The 20,326-nt window shown below is 67.6% G+C and carries 10 protein-coding genes, 1 pseudogene and 1 CRISPR repeat array (1 of these 12 only partly in view); of the genes and pseudogenes, 9 read left to right on the plus strand and 2 right to left on the minus strand.

What is annotated here, in order from left to right:
• A CRISPR array of direct repeats spans positions 1 to 4,201; the repeat unit is 29 nt; unit sequence CGCTCCACCTCCGCCTGCGCGGAGAGAAC (it extends 2,855 nt beyond the left edge of the window).
• A 101-nt stretch (positions 4,202 to 4,302) separates the two neighbouring features.
• The 7 genes from cas3 to cas2e all read left to right on the plus strand — a co-directional run bounded on the left by cas3 (position 4,303) and on the right by cas2e (position 13,935).
• On the plus strand, positions 4,303 to 7,266 hold the full coding sequence (gene cas3 / locus ABD481_RS33925) for a CRISPR-associated helicase Cas3' (RefSeq protein WP_344669923.1): 2,964 nt from the start codon (positions 4,303 to 4,305) through the stop codon (positions 7,264 to 7,266).
• Between the two features lie 179 nt (positions 7,267 to 7,445).
• Positions 7,446 to 9,809 carry a type I-E CRISPR-associated protein Cse1/CasA gene (gene casA, locus ABD481_RS33930; RefSeq protein WP_344669924.1) on the plus strand — a complete coding sequence of 788 codons (2,364 nt, stop codon included), beginning with the start codon at positions 7,446 to 7,448 and terminating at the stop codon, positions 9,807 to 9,809.
• A 59-nt stretch (positions 9,810 to 9,868) separates the two neighbouring features.
• Positions 9,869 to 11,089 carry a type I-E CRISPR-associated protein Cas7/Cse4/CasC gene (gene cas7e, locus ABD481_RS33935; protein WP_344669925.1) on the plus strand — a complete coding sequence of 407 codons (1,221 nt, stop codon included), beginning with the start codon at positions 9,869 to 9,871 and terminating at the stop codon, positions 11,087 to 11,089.
• Complete coding sequence (gene cas5e / locus ABD481_RS33940; RefSeq protein WP_344669926.1) at positions 11,086 to 11,964, plus strand: type I-E CRISPR-associated protein Cas5/CasD; 879 nt, start codon at positions 11,086 to 11,088, stop codon at positions 11,962 to 11,964. Before cas7e ends, cas5e begins: the two co-directional genes overlap by 4 nt.
• Positions 11,961 to 12,614 (plus strand): type I-E CRISPR-associated protein Cas6/Cse3/CasE, encoded by a 654-nt coding sequence (cas6e, locus tag ABD481_RS33945; RefSeq protein WP_344669927.1) that lies wholly within the window; start codon positions 11,961 to 11,963, stop codon positions 12,612 to 12,614. Before cas5e ends, cas6e begins: the two co-directional genes overlap by 4 nt.
• Positions 12,611 to 13,633 (plus strand): type I-E CRISPR-associated endonuclease Cas1e, encoded by a 1,023-nt coding sequence (gene cas1e / locus ABD481_RS33950; RefSeq protein WP_344669928.1) that lies wholly within the window; start codon positions 12,611 to 12,613, stop codon positions 13,631 to 13,633. Before cas6e ends, cas1e begins: the two co-directional genes overlap by 4 nt.
• Complete coding sequence (gene cas2e / locus ABD481_RS33955) at positions 13,621 to 13,935, plus strand: type I-E CRISPR-associated endoribonuclease Cas2e (protein ID WP_344669929.1); 315 nt, start codon at positions 13,621 to 13,623, stop codon at positions 13,933 to 13,935. The genes cas1e and cas2e overlap by 13 nt, the downstream gene beginning before the upstream one ends.
• 175 nt (positions 13,936 to 14,110) lie before the next feature.
• Here cas2e and ABD481_RS33960 read toward each other — a convergent pair whose 3' ends face one another.
• Both ABD481_RS33960 and ABD481_RS33965 read right to left on the minus strand, forming a co-directional pair.
• Positions 14,111 to 17,230 carry an AfsR/SARP family transcriptional regulator gene (locus ABD481_RS33960; RefSeq protein ID WP_344669930.1) on the minus strand — a complete coding sequence of 1,040 codons (3,120 nt, stop codon included), beginning with the start codon at positions 17,228 to 17,230 and terminating at the stop codon, positions 14,111 to 14,113.
• Positions 17,231 to 17,395: 165 nt separating this feature from the next.
• Complete coding sequence (locus ABD481_RS33965) at positions 17,396 to 17,914, minus strand: helix-turn-helix domain-containing protein (protein WP_344669931.1); 519 nt, start codon at positions 17,912 to 17,914, stop codon at positions 17,396 to 17,398.
• Positions 17,915 to 18,398: 484 nt separating this feature from the next.
• On the opposite strand from ABD481_RS33965, the gene ABD481_RS33970 reads away from it, so the two are divergent.
• Together ABD481_RS33970 and ABD481_RS33975 are read left to right on the plus strand one after the other, a co-directional pair.
• Positions 18,399 to 18,791: a hypothetical protein gene (locus ABD481_RS33970; protein ID WP_344669932.1), complete on the plus strand. Its 393-nt coding sequence runs from the start codon at positions 18,399 to 18,401 to the stop codon at positions 18,789 to 18,791.
• 212 nt (positions 18,792 to 19,003) lie between these two features.
• Positions 19,004 to 20,323: pseudogene (locus ABD481_RS33975) on the plus strand (Mu transposase domain-containing protein).
• Positions 20,324 to 20,326: the final 3 nt, after the last annotated feature.

Here is a 20,326-nt window from a genome sequence, read left to right on the forward strand (position 1 = left end):
CGGCCGTTTCCGCAGCCGGCGGCGGCGCACCACCTCCGCCTGCGCGGAGAGAACCTGACACGGCGCCGCCCACCTCAGGCCGCCTGCGCACCACCTCCGCCTGCGCGGAGACAACCACTCCACCCGGCGGGCGGCCGTAAATTTTCACGCACCACCTCCGCCTGCGCGGAGAGAATCAGAGCCGCGTCCGTCAGTACACTCAGGGAGGCGCACCACCTCCGCCTGCGCGGAGAGAACCTGTCCCCCAGCCACAACGTGTCACCGCCGGCCGCACCACCTCCGCCTGCGCGGAGAGAACGTGCCCGTCGGCGCAAGCGCCTCATCCGTCAATGCACCACCTCCGCCTGCGCGGAGAGAACGATATAGCGGAACCGGCGAGCTCCTAGCCGGTCGCACCACCTCCGCCTGCGCGGAGAGAACGCGACGGCGGCGAACTGGAGCACCGGCAGACGCGCACCACCTCCGCCTGCGCGGAGCGAACTCACTCATCGAGTTCGTGAAGACCCTGGTTGGCGCACCACCTCCGCCTGCGCGGAGAGAACTCGCGCTCCCGCAGGAGCGCCCGGACCGCCGGCGCACCACCTCCGCCTGCGCGGAGAGAACCCCATCTCGTCGAGAATCCGCTGTACGCCGCCCGCACCACCTCCGCCTGCGCGGAGAGAACCGGACCGCGCCGATTGAGGACGTTATTCCGGGCGCACCACCTCCGCCTGCGCGGAGAGAACGTTGTCGCGCCGACCAGCCCATCACCGAAGCTCGCACCACCTCCGCCTGCGCGGAGAGAACGGGTCGGTGTCGGGCAGTGTCGCGAGCAGCGCCGCTCCACCTCCGCCTGCGCGGAGAGAACATCCTCGGCCCCACGCCAGCCATAGCGGCGATCGCTCCACCTCCGCCTGCGCGGAGAGAACGTACTCCAGCAGGGCGATGGCCCAGGCGCGGTCGCTCCACCTCCGCCTGCGCGGAGAGAACGGCGTCCAGGTGGACGTCAACGAGATCATTAACGCTCCACCTCCGCCTGCGCGGAGAGAACTTTCAGAACGCGACACGCCGGGGCCCGAGGTGCGCTCCACCTCCGCCTGCGCGGAGAGAACGTGGGCGAGGCGCCGCCAGACATGGCGAGCGTCGCTCCACCTCCGCCTGCGCGGAGAGAACCGACGAGGTGCTGGCATCCCAGACCGCAGTGGCGCTCCACCTCCGCCTGCGCGGAGAGAACGCGGTATGCGCGAAGGTCCGGGGCGGGACGGCCGCTCCACCTCCGCCTGCGCGGAGAGAACAAGCGCCTGTCCTACAAGCCGATGCTGGTGGACGCTCCACCTCCGCCTGCGCGGAGAGAACCGCCGCGAAGGCAAGGGCAAGGCCCGGGAGATCGCTCCACCTCCGCCTGCGCGGAGAGAACCGGCACCAGCGCGCGCAGGACTGGATCGAGGACGCTCCACCTCCGCCTGCGCGGAGAGAACCATCCCGCCGGAGCCGGTGCGGCATCTGCGGGAGCTCCACCTCCGCCTGCGCGGAGAGAACAGCGGCCACCCGCGGATCCGGTGCGTACAGCGCGCTCCACCTCCGCCTGCGCGGAGAGAACTTGCCCCGCTACGACCCGGCGATCCTGACCGCCGCTCCACCTCCGCCTGCGCGGAGAGAACTCGTCGGCCTCGATGTCGGCGATGACGGCGAACGCTCCACCTCCGCCTGCGCGGAGAGAACTCGGCTCCAGCTGCTCCGGCTGCTGATGGACGCGCTCCACCTCCGCCTGCGCGGAGAGAACGTCTCCACACCACCGGCCCTGATCATCAGTCCCGCTCCACCTCCGCCTGCGCGGAGAGAACGCTGGAGCAGCTGGGCGTGGACCCGGCTCTGGCGCTCCACCTCCGCCTGCGCGGAGAGAACTGCTGCACGGCGGCGGTGTACTGCGGCAGCGCCGCTCCACCTCCGCCTGCGCGGAGAGAACTGGCGCGTCCGATACAAGAAGCCTGACGGTACCGCTCCACCTCCGCCTGCGCGGAGAGAACAGCGCCACGATCGCCTCGAACGCGATGAACACCGCTCCACCTCCGCCTGCGCGGAGAGAACTTTCAGAACGCAACACGCCGGGGCCTGAGGTGCGCTCCACCTCCGCCTGCGCGGAGAGAACTGGCAGTTGCTCGCCGAGTGTTCGCGCTCGCGCGCTCCACCTCCGCCTGCGCGGAGAGAACGCCTCGGTGGCCTCCTCCGAGTAGAAGAACTCCGCTCCACCTCCGCCTGCGCGGAGAGAACGGAGTAGACCTTGCTGGGGCCGCCGGCAACGCCGCTCCACCTCCGCCTGCGCGGAGAGAACCCGCTCTTGGATCCCCAAGTCCCGTCCGGCTTCGCTCCACCTCCGCCTGCGCGGAGAGAACTCTACGCACCAGGAACTCCTCGCCTCCACCAGCGCTCCACCTCCGCCTGCGCGGAGAGAACGAGAGCGGGGCCGCTTCGTCGTGTCAGCAGAGCGCTCCACCTCCGCCTGCGCGGAGAGAACTTCATCCGACCGACCGCGAAGGGGTCCCCGGGCGCTCCACCTCCGCCTTCGCGGAGAGAACTTCACGATGCCGTCGCACTCGAACGGCAGGTTCGCTCCACCTCCGCCTGCGCGGAGAGAACGGCTGGTTCTCCGACGGCGTTACCGCCGTGGACGCTCCACCTCCGCCTGCGCGGAGAGAACTTCGGAAACCTCATTCAGCAGTGCGTTGACACCGCTCCACCTCCGCCTGCGCGGAGAGAACGCGTACGTCAAGGCGATTTATTCCAAGGTGATTGCTCCACCTCCGCCTGCGCGGAGAGAACAGCGCCATCGTCGCCACGTGCGGCGATGGTGGCGCTCCACCTCCGCCTGCGCGGAGAGAACGGGGCGGCTCCGATGGTCGAGCCCGAGCACGACGCTCCACCTCCGCCTGCGCGGAGAGAACGACTCTGGTCGCGAGTCCGAGCGAACCGGCGGCGCTCCACCTCCGCCTGCGCCGAGAGAACGTCGGCGCGAAGAACCAGGTGGTGACCACCGGCGCTCCACCTCCGCCTGCGCGGAGAGAACCGTTCACCGACGCGCAGCCCGTGCGCGATCACCGCTCCACCTCCGCCTGCGCGGAGAGAACCGTTCACCGACGCGCAGCCCGTGCGCGATCACCGCTCCACCTCCGCCTGCGCGGAGAGAACCTGTCAGGCAGCAGATCGGTGAGAACGTCCCGCGCTCCACCTCCGCCTGCGCGGAGAGAACCGCATCAGCAAGGATCCGGCCACCGGCGAACTCGCTCCACCTCCGCCTGCGCGGAGAGAACGAACTGGTGGGCGACCGCCGCCGCGGTGGCGTAGCTCCACCTCCGCCTGCGCGGAGAGAACACGACCCACCCGGGAAGCACCTGGCCGTGCTTCGCTCCACCTCCGCCTGCGCGGAGAGAACCTCGCTCACGCCACTCCAGCCTCTCTGGCGCGCGCTCCACCTCCGCCTGCGCGGAGAGAACGCCTCCACCTGGGAGGTGTGGCAGCGCAACGACGCTCCACCTCCGCCTGCGCGGAGAGAACTTCGACGCGCCCTTCGCCGCCGCTGTCGTCGGCGCTCCACCTCCGCCTGCGCGGAGAGAACCGGAGCTGGGCACTAGCGGCGCGGAGCTGGGCGCTCCACCTCCGCCTGCGCGGAGAGAACTGCGGCCGCCTCTGCGGTCTCGGCGTCGACGGCGCTCCACCTCCGCCTGCGCGGAGAGAACTAGACCGGAACGCCGTCGACGAACGTCACCGGCGCTCCACCTCCGCCTGCGCGGAGAGAACGTCGGCACCCAGATGTCCGTCAAGGACATGGACGCTCCACCTCCGCCTGCGCGGAGAGAACGGCGCCCTGTCGGGTCGTACCGACAACGAAGTCGCTCCACCTCCGCCTGCGCGGAGAGAACACCTGCACAACACCACCCGCCCAGACCACGAACGCTCCACCTCCGCCTGCGCGGAGAGAACGATGCCGGCCCCTCGCGACCCGCCGACATCACCGCTCCACCTCCGCCTGCGCGGAGAGAACCAATGCTCCGCACGCCACCCCCGCGGCAACCGCGCTCCACCTCCGCCTGCGCGGAGAGAACTGCGGTGTCCGCAGTGCCATGCGGTCAGCGAGCGCTCCACCTCCGCCTGCGCGGAGAGAACGGTCGCGGCCGGGAATCCGGCGTTGCCGGCGGCGCTCCACCTCCGCCTGCGCGGAGAGAACCCTTCCCGACCTGCAACTCGACGCTGTCGTTATCGGATCGTGATAGCCATGTAGTCCATCTTCGGGGTGCGGAGTCGTTCTGATGTGTGCACGTTACATCGTTGGCTGTTCTGGTGGGTGGGTGGTTCTTGTCGGTGGGGTTTGGTTGGCTGGTTCCCTGCCCGGTCCCGGGCGGGCTACTTTCCAGTTGCGGCTGGCTGAACCAGGGGTTCGACGTGCAGGATTCATCGGAGCGAGCGGTACCTGCGGATGGTCCGACGGGCACCCCTGATGTCCGTTTGTGGGGTAAGCATCGGGAGCTGCCGGGGCCGTATCCGGTGGTTTGCCATCTGCTCGATACCGCGGCGATGGCCGGTGCGCTGTTCGATGAGTGGTTTGGTGCGGCGGCTGCCGGCCGGTTGGCATCGAGCTTGGGTGTGGAGCCCGGCGCGGTGCGTGCGATGGTGATGTTCTGGGCGGGGCTTCATGACATTGGCAAGGTTACGCCGCCGTTCCAGGCGAAGGTCCCGGATCTTTACAAGGCGCTGATTGGGGATCCTGATTACGCAACTGTCAGCTTGACCGAGAACGAGCGGGGGTTCGGCCACGACGAGGCGACGATGTGGGTGCTGGCCGAGGTGCTGCCGCAGCTGGGTTATGCTGCGGGCCGCTCGGGTCTGGGGCATGTGGTCGCGCAGCTGCTCGGTGCTCATCACGGCCGGGTGCACAGGTCGCTTGATCATGATGATCTGAGGCGGCCGCGCGCGTGCAAGGGTGCGGCGATGGGGTGGGGCGGCTGGGAGCGGCAGGCTTTCGTGCATGCGGCGGTGTTGCGTGCGGTGATCGGTGGCGGTGCGCAGTCGGTGCTGGCGGGGCCGGTGCCCAGTGCGGTGGTTCCGCCGTTGGCGGGGCTGGTGGTGGTGGCTGACTGGCTTGCCAGCCAGAAGGAGTTCATCATCGCGCGCATGCCTGGGCACGGGTGGGGCGCCACGATTCCGGAGCTGCAGGCGCACTTTGATGAGGCCGTGCTCGATGCGCCGGCGGTGGTGGCCGAGGCTGGCTTGGCCAGGGCCAGGTTCCGGGACATGCCGACGCCGGCCGAGTTCCCGCAGCGGTTCGGGTTCGTTCCCAACCAGCTGCAGGCTTCGCTGATGCAGGGCCTTGCCCGGCAGGTGAACGGCCCAGGCATGCTGTTGATCACTGCGCCGCCTGGTGATGGCAAGACGGAGGCGGCACAGTTGGCGGCGTTGCGGTTCGCGCAGGTGGCCGAGGTCGGTGGCATGGTGTTCGCGTTGCCGACGATGGCGACGACCGATGCGATGTTCACCCGGCTGGCGCAGTTCTGCGGGGATGAGCATCTGCTGAATTCGGCGTCGATCGCGTTGGTGCATGGGATGTCGTGGCTCAACAGTGATTTCGCGAAGCTGGCTGCGGGGTCGGTGTCGCCGAACATTGTCGTCAGTGATGCGCGGGCGGTTGCGTTCTCTTCGGAGTGGTTGCGGGGTGGTCGTCGGGGGTTGCTGGCGGCGATCGGGGCGTTGACGATCGACCAGATCTTGGCCGGGGTGTTGCCGATGCGCCACAATTTGCTGCGGTTGTCGGCGCTGACCGGCAAGGTCGTGGTGATCGACGAGGCGCACAGCTATGGGCCGTGGATGCATGCTTTGCTGCTGCGGCTGTTGACGTGGCTGGGGGCGATGCGGGTGCCAGTGGTGGTGATGTCAGCGACGCTGTCCGGTCGTATCGCGCACAGTGTGGTGGAGGCCTATCGGCGCGGGGTGCTGGGACCCGGGGCTTCGGCGCTGGAGCCGGTTGCGGCGCCGTATCCGGGCTGGTTGTTCGTCGATGGAGACACCGGTGAGGTTGGGGCACCGGTCACCGTGGGCAGCGGTCGGCGGCACCAGCTTCAGGTTGAGCTGATTCCGGTGACTCGGGCTCAGGACAGCGCGGGGGAGCGGGACCGCCTGGCGGTGATCGCCGACCGAGTTGCTGACGTGGCCGGCGCCGAAGGCGGCTGCGTACTCGTGTGTTGCAACACTGTGGCCGAAGCCCAGGAGACACTCGATTACCTGGACGATTTCTTCAATTCGGAGGACGGGTCTGAGCGGGTGACGGTCCGGCTCCTGCACTCGCGGTTTCAGGCGCTGGACCGCTCGAAGATCACTGATGCCATCCAGTTGGATTTCGGCAAGCCAGGCAACGGCGGCGAACGCCCGGTCCGGGCTGTGGTGGTGGCCACGCAGGTGGTCGAGCAGTCGATAGACCTGGACTTCGACCTGGTCATCAGCGATCTGGCTCCGGTCGCGCTGTTGTTCCAGCGGGCTGGCCGTTGCCAGCGTCACCGGCGTGGCAAACGCCCGGTGTGGATCGGGGACCAGCCGCGGCTGGTGGTCCTGGACCCGGTCAAACCTGATGGTGAATACGAGCTGCCCCGGCAGTGGGGATCGGTGTACTACGACAGCCTTCTGCGCCGCACTCGCAACCTGCTTGCCCAGCAGGCAGAAGCCCCGATCCGGGTCCCGGAGGACGTGCAGGCGATGGTGGATGGCGTCTACGCCGACGAATTCGCCCAGCCCGGGAACCTCACGGGAGAAGAAGGCGTGGATCAATGGCGGGCCGACCTGGAGTACCACGGCGCGGTCCTTGCCGAGACACAGCTCGCCGAGAACGTCATCATCGATGAGCCGCGGCGGAAGCTGACGAACCTGCACGCCGGGCTGTGGAAAACGGATGGGAGCGTCGACGATGACTTGATCGTCACACGGCTGGGCGCTGACAGCGCCCGGGTCGTCCTGGTCTTCCAGCAAGGCGACGGCAGGCAGAGCCTGGACGCGGAAGGCAAGGCGGCCCTGGCGCAGCCCCTGACCGGCGAGGGCGTCCGGACTCTGATGGAACACACGATCCCCGTGCCCGGCTCCTGGGCCGTCGGCCACGCCTCAGCGCTGCAGATTCCTGCCGCCTGGGAGACGAATCCGCTGCTTCGCCATATCGCGCTGATCCAGGGCCGGGCAGGCGCTGACGGGCGATGGCACGCCGACGACGGCAGCCTCACATACGACCAGGTCACCGGGTTGCGTCACGCCTGAGCCTGTGACGAACCAGCATCCGCTGAAGCCCATGTTCTCGCCAAGACTGACGTCTTCCTAGAAACCGCACGATCAAGGTTGGCGCTCTGGCATGCTCTGAGTACTGAGTCAGTCGCGCGCCGTGGCCAAGGCGCGCGGGCGGGTCGGTTGATGCGGAGCGCTCCGCATCAACCGACCCGTTGACCTCCGCCTGCGCAGAGAGATCACTGTCTGCGGCGTGCTCGCGTAGACCGACGTGGGTCCACCTCCGCCTGCGCGGAGAATCCTGTTCTGCTCGCATCGTACAGCCCATCCTGAGGAGGGCCGTGACAAACCTCTTACCGTCGAATGTGCTCGTCGGTGACTGGATATCCGTGACGTGGCGCATGGGAGTGGATATCCCCGACGATCTGGTGCGGCGCCGCAGCCTGGGACTGCGCGAGCTGCTCGAGCATGCCCACATGATCGAGTCGATCGATGCCAGTCCGGCGCCGACGCTGTCTGCTTTGTATCGCATCCTGTACGCCTTGGCCGCCCGTGTCAGCGCGTTGCCGGGATCTTCCGCACTGGACGACAACGGCCCGGACGAGGACTGGATCGAGCGTCGCGACGCCGTCCTGGAGTATGGCCGGCTGGATCCGCAGGCCATCGACGACTACTTCAACGGTATCCCCGCGGGCCGGTTCGACCTGTTCGACGCCGCCCGCCCGTTCCTGCAGGATTCCCGGCTGGCCGCGCAGTGCCCGAAAACAGCGGGAATCAATAAGCTGATTCCGGGTCGTCCGGCGGGAAACAACCACGCCTGGTTCGGCGGGCCGCACTCCGATACCGCCCCGGTGCCGGCGGCCCCGGCCGAGGCGTTCTTCGGGTTGATCACCACGCTGTACTACGGCGCTTCCGGGCGCTGCTCGACGCGCGAGGTCGCCGGGGTGGCGGCGGCCAACACCAAGGCCGGTCCGCTGCGCACCAGCTTGTCCTATCACCCGCTCGGATCCTCGCTGTTCCAGACCCTGATCGCCGGTCTCCCGGAGCCGGCGCTGATGAGCGGGCCCGGCAGCTCCGGCGACCGGTGCCCGTGGGAGTACGAAGACTACCCAGATCCGCTGGGTACCGCGCCGCAGGCCACCGGGATCGGTTCGCTGCTGACTGGCCGGGCGCAGCACGCGGTGCTCCTGATGCCGAACTCGGAACGGGACGCAGTCGTGGACGCTTACCTGACCTGGGCCTGGCGCACGCCCTCGGATCGGTCGCAGGACCCGTACGTGATCTGGCAGACCAGCAAGGAAGGCAACCAGTACGCCCGCCGGGCCGATTCGGGCCGGGCGCTGTGGCGGGACGTCGACACCCTGATCGGCAACCGGCCCTCCTCCAGCGACACGGTTCTGAAACCGGTGGCGTTCCAGGAGCTTCCCGATATCCCCGATCTGCGGGTGCTGGCCTTGGGGTTCGATCAGGACGGGCAGGCCAAGGACACTCAGTTCGTCGACGCCGTCACGCCGCCGATCATCAACACGCTCAAGGCCGACAACGCCCAGATGGCCGCGAACGTCGGGAACCTGTGCCAGGCCGGGGAGATCGCCGGGCGCCGCCTGGAGTACGCGGCGAAGAAGGCCTGGGCACTGTATACCGACGGCAAGGTGCAGGAGTGCGCCTGGTCGCAGGTGGTGGCGGCGGAGTACTGGCCGCAGGCCGAACGGCTGTTCTGGTCCCGGCTGTTCTCCGCCGACCCGCAGGCCCGGCACGGGCTGGGCAAGGCGTTCCGGTCCCTGGCTGAGCAGGCATTCGACCACGCCACCGAGAACGCCGTGCACTCCATGGACGATGCCGAGGCCGTGGAGACCGCCCGGCTGGAGCTGTACGGCCCTCGGGTCAAAGCCGGTCTGGCCAGGAAGCCGCAAGCCCCCAAGCCCACTGCGGACGGGAAAGTGAAAGTGATGAACTATCCGGAACTGCAGGCCGACCGCCGTTTCGTCAAGAAGGTCATCGAGCACTGCAAGGACACCCCGGGGGCGAGAGCGGCACTGCGGTCGATCATCGGCTTCTCCTCCCGGCAGATGGCCGCCGCGGCCGACGAGATCGTGGTGAGCGCGCTGGCCCCCATCGACCCCTCTGTGCTGGCCCCGGAGAAGCAGCGGGCCTACTACACGATGGCCGCGATGCTCGCCGCCGTGCCGACCAAGACTGTCCTGGAGCTCGGCGGGCCGGATGTCACCCAGCCCTATTATGGCCGGAACCTGGGCCGGTGTCTGGCTGCGGCGGTGGGCGAGAAGAGATTGGCTGAGGCCTCGGCCCGCCGCCGCCTTGAGTTGCTGACCAAGCAGGATCTGGACGGCCTGCATCTGCATCTGCCCGGCGCCATCACGCAGATCCCGGAGGCTGTCGATTGGGTGACGCTGCTGCGCGACCTGCGCGACTGGTCCGCCCGCGGCGACGACATCGCCCGTCGGTGGCGCCAGGGCTTCTTTCACAGCCTGCTGTCCGCCCAGCGCGACGCTGCCGAAGAGGCCGCGGACACCGAAGACAACGGCGGTGCCGGCGGCGATACCGAAACGTCGGCTGCGTGATCGCTACTCAGCGACTGGCCAAACGCTTCCACACCTCACTCATCGATCCAGGAGTCCCTATGAGCACCCTTGCCTCCGCCCGGTTCCTCGACCTGCACATCCTGCAGTCGGTCCCGTACTCCAACCTCAACCGTGATGACACCAACTCTGTGAAGAAGCTGCGCTACGGCGGCGTGGTCCGCACCCGAGTGTCCAGCCAGTGCTGGAAGCGGTCGATCCGGCTGCAGCTGGAGGCGGCGCAGGGCGATGCGGCGATGCGGACCCGGCGGCTGGCCGACGAGCTTCGCCGGTTCCTGCGCGACGAGCGCGGCTGGAGCGAGGAGCTGGCGACCCGGGCTGGCATCTACACGGTCGTGGCCAGCAGCATCGGCGCCGAAGCGCCGAAGAAGAAGTCCAAGGACGCCGACGAGTCAGACGCCGAGCAGGCTGAAGTGCCCTGGGGCACCAAGGCCATGATCTACATTCCGGCCTCGGCGGTGGCCGAGCTGGCCGTGATCGCCGAGAAGCATCAGGATGCGCTGGCCGCCGCGGCCGACCTCAAGCCCGGCGTCGCCGAGAAGGACGCGGTCAAAGCAGCCATTGCGGTCCTGCCGCGCGAAGAAATCGACAAGGTGCTGCGCTCCCGCAACGGCGTCATCAACCTGACCGGTCGGATGCTGGCCGAGCTGGACGGGGCGGCCGTAGACGGGGCGGTGCAGGTGGCCCACGCCATGACCACCCACGCCACCGGCGTGGAGATCGACTACTTCGCCGCTGTCGACGACATCACCGCCGCCTGGGGCGACACCACCGGCAGTGCGCACATGGGCCGCGGCGAATACAGCGCCGGCACCTTCTACCGCTATCTGACCATCGACCTCGACGAGCTGCTCGGCAACTGTGGCGATCTGGCCGCTGCCCGCAACCTGGCGGCGGCATTCGTCGAGGCGGCGATCACCGCGATGCCGCACGCCAAGAAGAACTCCACCGCCCCCAACACCTTCCCGGACATGGTCGCGGTCTCAGTCCGAGCCGACCGCCCCGTGTCCTACGCCTCGGCCTTCGAACGCGCAGTACCGGCCGATGCCGCCTCCGGGTTCGCCGCTCCCTCCATCAGCGCCCTGACGGCCTACGCCGCGGCCGTCGACACGCTGATGGGCGCCTCCCGGGCTCCGAAACTTCGCCGCTACGCCTCAATCTTGGACGTCGGCGACCAAGGACTGGGGGAGCGGGTGGCCTCCATCGACGAGCTGGCCGAGCAGGCGATCGCCGCGGCGTTCGCCGGCCGGGACAAGGCATGAGCCCGCACGACGCGACGGGCCGCTCCCGACCGGGGCTGCTGCTGCACCTGAGCGCCCCAATGCAGTCCTGGGGCCAGCGCTCCAGATTCGGGGAACGGGACAGCGCCATGGTCCCCACCCGCTCCGGGCTCATCGGGCTCATCGCCGCCGCCGCCGGTCGCCCGCGCAGCGCCGACATCCAGGACCTGCGGGCTCTGCGATTCCTGGTCCGGGTCGACCGACCCGGCACCCTGCTGCGGGACTTCCACACCGTCGGCGGCGGACGCCCCAACCACCACAGCGTGATCACTGCCGAAGGCAAACGCCGTTCCGGCGACACCGCCACCCTGGTGAGTACTCGGTATTACCTGCAAGACGCCGCCTTCACCGTCGCCATCACCGCCGATCCCGAAGCCAGCACCAGCACCGACAGCACTGCCGACGGCGCTGCGCTGCTGTCCGCGGTCACAGAAGCGCTGAACGAGCCCAAATGGCCGCCCTTCCTGGGCCGGCGAGCCTGCCCGCCGGATGCCGCACTGCTGCTGGGCCACCGGGACGACGACGTTTGGGCAGCCCTGATGCGCACCCCGCTGCACCGGGAACGCAGCTGGAAGGACGACACCGGCATCGACATCACCTACAGCGCCGACCAGCCTCTGAACGACCTGCCGCTGCCGGACGGCTGCACGCCGGTCGGCGAGCAGACCACGGGCACCATCACCGACGACCCGCTCAGCTTCGCCGAAACCGGCCGCGCCCACATCCGCCGCACCAGCTACGAGCGCGTCATCAACACCCCCCCGACGGTCACCGCACCGGCCGGCACCAGCACCGACTACCTGACCGCCCTCATCCGGCACCTGCACCCCCAGGCCGCCACCGGAGCATCCCGATGACCGTATGGCTGACCCGCATCACCCTGAACACCCGCACCCACCAAGCCCGCCGCGACCTGCGCGACGTGGCCCAGATGCACCGCACCGTCATGCGACTGTTCCCCGACGGCCTCGGCAGCACCGCCCGCGCCAGCGCCGGCGTCCTCTTCCGCACCGAGGACACCGACGACGGACCCACCCTGCTCATCCAGAGCCAGATCGAACCCGACGCCACCCGCCTGTCCGACGAATACGGCACCGCCCTCACCCGCTCCCTGGACCCGCTGCTGCTCGCCCTGCGGCCCGGACTACCGGTGCGATACCGCATCATCGCCAACGCCACCCGCAAACTCGGCGTCAACACCCAAGCCGGCAATCCCCACCGGATCGTCCCACTAGGCGGCCCGGAAGCCGAACTATGGTGGCACCGGCAGGCAGAGCAGTCCGGACTGCACCTTCGCACCAGCTCCACCCTCGCCCTCACCTCGGCCACCGGCGTGCGCGACGTTCCCGAACCGGCCAAACCCCAGCCCCAGCGCCACGCCCGCACCCAGTTCGACGGCACCGCCACCATCACCGACGCCGACCTGCTGCGCCAGCGCCTGCGAGAAGGCATCGGCCGCGGCAAGTCCTACGGCTGCGGACTACTGACACTGGCCCCGGCCCGATGACCACCGCAGCCGGGCCGCCCGGACAACCGTCCACTCAGGCCGCCCGACGGAAGATCGCCGTCCCGACCGCGGCGATGATCCCGCGCATCGGCGACAGCCTGTCGTTCCTGTACCTGGACATGATGCGCATCATCCAGGATGACACCGGCCTGATTGCCTTCCCCGCCCAACCCGCTCCCAACCGCCGCCTGCGCATCCCCACCGCAGCACTGAGCTGCCTGCTGCTGGGTCCCGGCACCTCTATCACCGTGCCGGCCCTGGCAACCCTGGCCCGCCACGGCACCACCGTGGTCTGCACCGGCACCGCAGCCGTCCGCACCTACGCCGGCATCGTCGGCCCCGGACAATCCAGCCGCTGGCTGGAAGCACAAGCAGCGGCCTGGGCCGACCCCGAGCAACGCCTCGCCGTCGCCGCACGCATGTACGCGCTGCGCTTCGGCCAGGACCTGCCGCCCGGTGTCACATTGGCACAGATGCGCGGCCTGGAAGGCCAACGGATGAAAGCTACCTACAAGATCCTCGCCACCCAGCACCGCGTCGGCCGCTTCAAACGCACCTACGATCCCGACGACTGGGACAGCCAAGATCCCGTCAACCTTGCCCTGTCAGCGGCCAACACCTGCCTGTACGGCATCGCCCACGCCGCCATCCTCGCCCTAGGCTGCACACCCGGCCTCGGCTTCGTCCACACCGGAACCACCCACGCCTTCGTCTACGACATCGCCGACCTGTACAAAGCCGAACTCACCCTGCCTCTGGCCTTCTCCCTCAACGCCTCCGAAAATCCCGAAGCCGACGCTCGCCGCGCTTTCCGCAGCAAGCTACGGCTGTTCCGCCTCATGCCCCGTATCGTCCGCGACATCCAAAACCTGCTCCTGCCCGACCAAACACCATTAGCCGCCGCAGACGGCGATGACACCGACCTGGACGACATCCAACTCGTACACCTGTGGGACCCCGACGACGGTACTGTCGCAGGCGGCACCAACTATGGATACGGCCAACCATGGCAAACCTGACCGTCATCTCCACCACAGCCGTCCCGCCCCATGTCCGCGGAGCACTTTCACGCTGGATGCTCGAACCAGCACCAGGGCTGTACATCGGGACGCTGTCAGCGAAAGTCCGGACCGAACTATGGGCAGTGGTCGCGGCATCAGTCGGCGACGGAGCGGCCGTGTTGATCCACCCCGCCGACAACGAGCAGCGATTCACCCTGCAAACAGCAGGGGAACGACGGCGGAGCCTGGTAGATGCCGACGGGATGCTGATGATCGCGCTCAATCCTATGGAGAGGAACGAAACTGAAGCGATCGAGTAGGGGTGCAGGTGAGAAAGGTGCTCTCCGCGCTGCAGAGGTGGACCGGACTACTGCGGCCGTTGGAGACCGGGAGTAAAGGCTCGATCACTACCCACGCGCGATCCGTCAGCTCACCCACGACCCACCATCACGTCAGTGCGCGCTGCAAAATAAGCCTTGACCGGTAGGGCAGTCCCTAGCCGAGGTCGGCGGGGGCTGCCTCGTGGGCGAGTTCCAGATCGATGGCGAGGCCGGACTCCAGGTGCTCGGCGGCGCGTCCGGGACTTCCTGCGGTCGTGAACATAGTGCTCAGGGCGTGGTGTGCTTTGCTTTGTTCCACGAGCGCACCTGCTTGAAGCGCAAGGTCCAAGGCGTGCTGGTACGCGTTAATGGCTTGGAGGACGTTGTTGGTGGCGCGGCGGCTGTCGCCCTCGGTGAGGCGGACCTGCGCCTGCAGAAGCGTGTCGTGTGTGGTTTCTGCCAGCACTGCAGCGCTTCGGATCTTTGCCAGTGCAGTCTGATGATCGGCGAGGTGGGTGTGTGAGTTTGCCATGTAGATGAGGCAATCGACCTCACCTCGGTGGTTGCTGATGGTGCGGAATTGCTCGAGTGCGATCTCGAAGGAGGCCAGGGCTCTGTGGTGATCGCCAGCGTGTTGGTAAATGGCGCCGAGGTTGTTGCCTACGGTGGCGATCACGAGCGGATCGTCGAGAGTTCCGGAGAGATTCCTGGCTTCGTGGGTATAGGCCAGGGCCTGGGCTTGGTGGCCGGCTTGCCGGTGCATCTCACCGAGGCAGATCAGGATGTCGCAGATGGTCGCGAGGTCGTTGTCGTGGCGGGCGAGGTCCAGAGCATGGCCGCACAGAGCCAGCGCCTGCTCGCGGTGGCCGGTCTGGAAAGCGGCAACGGCCCACAGATTTTCGGCGGCTGCCACGCGGTTGCTGTCGCCGAGGCCTCGATACAGCTCTGCCGCGGTGCGGAACGCGGCGATGGCTTGGTCGAGTCGGCCGGTGAAGTCGTGGATTCGGCCGATCTGGAAGTAGGTATCGGCCAGTCCGTAGTGGTCGTCGCTGACGGTCCACAGGCTCAGTGCGGCGTGGGCGGTGTCGAGGGCGTGGCCGAGATCGTCGGCCCTCGCGTATAGGCCAGCCTGATCGGTCAGCAGCCTGGCGGTGATCGTGTCGGCAGCCGGGTCGATGCTGGAAGTTGTCGTCAGGGCCTGCTTGATGTGGTCGAGAGCTTGGTGCCAGCGTCCCCTGCGGTCGAGGTGATGCGCGAGCACGTGCGCGATGAGCCCGACCTGTCGTTCCTGCCCGGGCTGGGCGCCCCAGTTTATAAGCGTGGCCAGGTTGAGGTACTCCTCGTCGAGCCAACGGCGAGCCTGCTCTGGGGTGTCGAGGGGAAGGCCGTCTCGTGATTGCGAGGCCGTCGGGTAGTTCAATGCCCGTCGGCGGGGGTTCTGTGCGTGGTCGGCGCGGGCTGCCCCGTCGCTATAGAACGTAATGGCGCGCACCACACCGGCCAGGACGGCTTCCCCATGCTTGCGTTCGCGCTGGGTCAACATGTACTGGCGTAGCAGGTCATGGAGGCGGTAGCGATGTGCTCCAGTGTGCTCCAGAAGTCGGTGGTCGACCAGTGCGTCCAGGCGGGCATCGGTGTCAGGCAGGCCGGCTCTGGCCATTGCTGCGGCTGCAGGCAGACCGATGTCTGGGCCGGGATGGGCGGCGATGTCGTACAGCAGGTCTTGAAGGGTCTCATCCAAAGCCCGGTAGGACATGGCGAATGCGGTGTGAATGGGCCCGGTCAGGGGGTCGTCGGCCAGGGCCTGGGAAGTCATGGAAAACCGGGCTACCAGGTCGCCCACCGTCCATACGGGCCGACTGAGGAGGTGGCCAGCAGTCAGGGTGATGGCCAGCGCCAACCCGCCGCAGCTTCGAGTGTAACGGTCCAGATCCTCGTCGCGAGTCAGCGTCCTGCCGGTGATGTGCGCGAGCAGCGCCGCGGACGCCTCGTCGGACAGCGGGGCCAAGGTGTGTTGTCGCAGGCCCGGCAGCCCGGTCAGACGCCGTCTGGAGGTGATGAGGGTGATTGTGCCGGGTGCGGGCGGGATGAGCGGTTCGATCTGCGCGGCGTCCTGAACATCGTCGAGCACCAGCAGCAGACGGCGTCCACTGGTGTGTTTTCGCCACAGAGCAGTCAAAGCCGGCACGGTGTCAGCCCGGCCCAGCTCGTGCGACGGGGTGCCGAGAGCGTCGAGCAGTTGGGTCAGCGCCTCGCGTGAGTCCAGCGGCGGCAGATGGTGATCGTGGGCGTGCAGGTTGATCTGCAGCGCCCCATCGGGGCAGCGCGAGCGAAGAAGGTCGGCAGCCTGCAAGACCAGGGCGGTCTTCCCGATGCCGGCCAGCCCGTCCAGCGCGAACCGTGCTCCCCGCCCGGCCGCGGCCAAATCGGCAGTGACAGCCGAGATGAGGACCTGAAGATCATCATCTCGGCCGGAGACGAAATCTGGCCCGGGGTCCACAGTGTCGATCGGCTGCTGGGGACTCTGCTGCGGAGCGGCGGCGGGTTTGTGCGGCGCAGAGCCGTTAAGGAGCCGCTGGTGCAGCATCCGCAGCTCGGGGCGGGGCCCGGTGCCGGTCTGTTCCTGCAGCTTTTTGCGCATTTCGCGGTAGACGGCAAGCGCGTCCGCCGTGCGGCCGTCGTTGTCCAATGCTGTCATCAGCAAGGCGGCGATGCGCTCGTCGGTGCGGTTCGCCTCCGCGAGCTCCGACAGCTCTAGCACTGCTTCGGCTGCGCTGGCGCCCTGCTGCAGATCCAGCTCGATACGGCGCAGCATTGAGGCACGACGCTTGTCGGTCAGGATCCGCCGGACCGTGCGGGCCCAGGATCCATTGAGACCTGCCAGCGGCTCACCGCTCCAGAGCGTCTCGGCCTGCCGGAACAGCTCCTGGGCAGCCGTGGGGTTTGAGGCCACATGTGACTGGGCCTGCGAGATCAGCATATCGAAGCAGTGCACGTCGACGTGGGCGACGGGGATGTCAATGCGATATCCGGCTGGCCCGCCGGTGATGACTTGGCCGGTCTCGCCAGCCTCGCGCAGGCGCCGACGCAGGCGTGAAACGTAGGCTTGAAGGGTGCTCCGGAAGGCGGCGGGAGGTTCATCGTCCCAGAGCCGGTCCGCGAGTGTCTGCGTCGGCACCGCCCGGCCGCGCTCCATTAGCAGCGCCGCTAAAACAGCTTGTTCCTTGGGAGAGCCCGCTAGCTCGAAACGTTCTTGGTGGCGCAGGCCGACCGGGCCGAGCAACTTGTACTGCACGTGTGCCCCCTCGTGCACTGCAGGACTTAGCTCCACGCTCATGGTTGCATGGGTTGTTATCAGACTCCAGCCTTAATTGATGTCAAAACACGACGGTAAGGTTTGGCTGGGCTCGGAGGCGCTGACTCTGGCAGGGCGCGGTTGTGCCTGGCTGGTCGTGCCTCTCTAGGCGCGCGCTAGGGCTGCGGAGCGGCGTAGCTGCGGGCGTGGCTCCAGGTCCAGGGTGAAATCGAGGCGGTCGGACCACACGATCAAGGCGATCAGCCGGGACAACTGTTCGCCATCCTCCCAGCGCCGCAGCGTCGACCTGGCCACGCCGATGATCAACGCGAGGTCTTCTTGTGAGATCTTGCGCGCCTCACGCCTGGATTTCAGGGGCGGCGTCAGGCGGCGCATCTCCCGTAACTCCCAAGGCGCCTCGCCTTCGGCGGCGACGGGTTCGGGCTTTGCCTTGCCCAGCCTGTCTGCGAGCGTTAGCTGATAGCCGAGCCTGCTTGCCCAGTTCAGCGCATGGGCCAGGCTCGGGGAGTCGTAGCACGTTTCCCAATCTCGAAGCGTCCGTTTTGCTATGCCCAGATCGTCGGCGAGTGTTTCGCGCGTTATGGCACTGGCCTGTCTGGCCAGGAGCAACTTTGTCTGGATCGAGTCCAGCCGCCGCTGCATCGCAGCGTTGACCCGCAGCACCAAAAAGCACCCCGTATGTCTTCGAGCCCTCGGCGTGGTGCACCACTCTTGAGTGCACCACGCCGTCAGCCGGCGGCTTCTGCGTCATCATCTGACGATTCGCTTCGGTCCAATTGTCCCGAAAAAGTCTGGACTGCCTCGGGAAGACCGTACCGGAGCCCATATCCGAGAGCAACGGCTCGTTGCCGGTCGTGACTCAAATCGGCGTAGGGGTCTTCCTGCCATGCAATGCCACGGCCTGACTCCAGTCACGACAGGTAGCGCATCAGTAGCGAAGGGAGGTCGAAAGTTGCGATTCAACCTCCAAGGCAGCCCTCCTCCGGCTACGCTCCTGAGCGCACCTTCTTAGCTTTGCTGCATGAGAGCTCCGCCATCTTGCAGCAGCTAAGGCGTGACCAAACGATGATCATGCGGGTGTGACGCCTCAATCTTCTCTGCCGCTCACGCGAAGGCGTCCCATACCGTTGAAGGCTGAAGGAGATTGATGAAGCTTCGTTCCGTGTCGGCACCTGCCGCCCGTGTCACTGCCCTGATCAGCGTGACCGGTCTATCGGCTGCCGTAGCCGTCGTCGGCGTGAACTCATTCGCGCACTCCATGGGCGCGACTCGGATCGCCATCCCTGCGCACGCTACGGGCCGACTGGCCGAGAGCACCGCGAATCTGAATGGTATTGAGGCTGCTGGTGCGATCGGAGCAAACGCTGCAGATCGGCAGCTGACCGCCTACCCCGCGACGTTTATATCCCATATGGCTGTCGGCCCGGTCATCGTGCAGGCGTCCTGGGCGCAGTCTTTCCTCGTCAATCTCGGCGTACTCGTTCCGACGGCCACCGAAGTCGGTGGTCAGGGCCAGGCGGATCAGCTGATTGCTTGCTGAACCGCCGTGCGCACCGGCGGAGCCGCATGGGCTAAGACTCCTCATTCGAGGAGTCTCGCCGCCCGAAGGTCGCCACATACGTGTGAGCGGGCGTGACAAGCTCCCCGCTGCGGAAACAAAGGGTACCCACCGGCGGACATGAAGACCACCCATTGACGAACTATTGACCTCCCCACCTGCCTTCGGGAGGCTGCTTGCCAAAGTGGCCGACCGTGAAGACGAATGAGGAGATCATGGAAATACTGGCTGCATACGACTTAACGGGGAGTTACCGCAAAGCAGCCGAGCTGGCCGGATGCGACCACCACACGGTCCGCCGCTACGTCCAGTTGCGTGGGACCGGCATCGACTCGTCAACGCGGATCCCGTGCGCGAAGGTGATCGACGCCTTCATGCCCGAGGTCGAGGAGCTCATCGAGGCCTCGCGCGGCCGGATCGGCGCCGACCAGGTCCACAAGAAGCTTGTCGCGATGGGCTGTGACGGCACCAACCGCACGCCCGCCGCGCGGTGGCCGCGGCGAAGGAGTCCTACCAGGCCGGGCACCGCGCGGCGGGCGTGCGGCGGGGTGCCGACGTACTGCCTGACCGACAACGAGAAGACGGTGACCACGGCGCACATCGCGAACATCGCCGTGCGGAACCCGGGCATCGTGCCGATCGGCCGCTTCTACAGCACGGTGATCCGCACCTGCATGCCAGCCGACCCAGCCTCGAAAGGCGGGGTGGAGAACACCGTGAAGATAGCTAAGCGGGACATCGTCCCCACCACGACGAACCTGCGCGGCAGCTACGTGTCGTTCGGGGAGATCGAGGTGGCGTGCGACGCGTTCATGGCCGAGGTCAACGGCCGGGTGCACCGCGAGACCCGACGGATTCCACTGGAGATGCTCGGCGAGGAGCGGTTCCGGCTGCACCAGGTGCCCGAGCACCCCTACACGCAGGCGTTCGGCACGACCCGGCAGGTCCACGACAAGGACTCTACGATCCGGGTCGAGCAGGTCCGCTACTCGGTGTCGCACCAGCACGCCGACCGGCAGGTGTTCGTGCGCTGGCACGGCGACGAACTCGTCGTCACCGGCATCGTTGACGGCACCCCGGCCAAGATCGCCCGGCACCACAGGTCAACGCCGGGGAACCCGGTGATCCTGGACGAGCACTACCCGGAGTCCGCACGAGGGGCCAGGACGCCGAAGCCGACCAACGCTGCCGAGGAGGCGTTCCTGGCGATCGGTCCTGGTGCCGCATCGTAGCTGGAGGAGGAGGAGGAGGAGGAGGAGGAGGAGGAAGGCGTGCGCGGCATCGCCTCCAGGATGGCCGAGGCCGTCGCACTGGCAAAGCTGCGCGGGCAGGGCGCCGTCGACCGGGCACTCGGGACGGCGGCGATGGCCGCCCGGTTCGCCGACGGCGACCTGCGCTCGATCCTGCACCACCAGTCGTTCCACGACGCCCCGACCTCGCCGAGCCGCGCCGGCGAGGAGCACAGCCTGCACCCTGCGACCTCGGCCTTGTCCGGATTCGGAGACCGCCGCTGAACC

Origin of the sequence: Catenulispora yoronensis (genome assembly GCF_039531695.1) — a bacterium.
In the GTDB taxonomy this organism is placed as follows: domain Bacteria; phylum Actinomycetota; class Actinomycetes; order Streptomycetales; family Catenulisporaceae; genus Catenulispora; species Catenulispora yoronensis.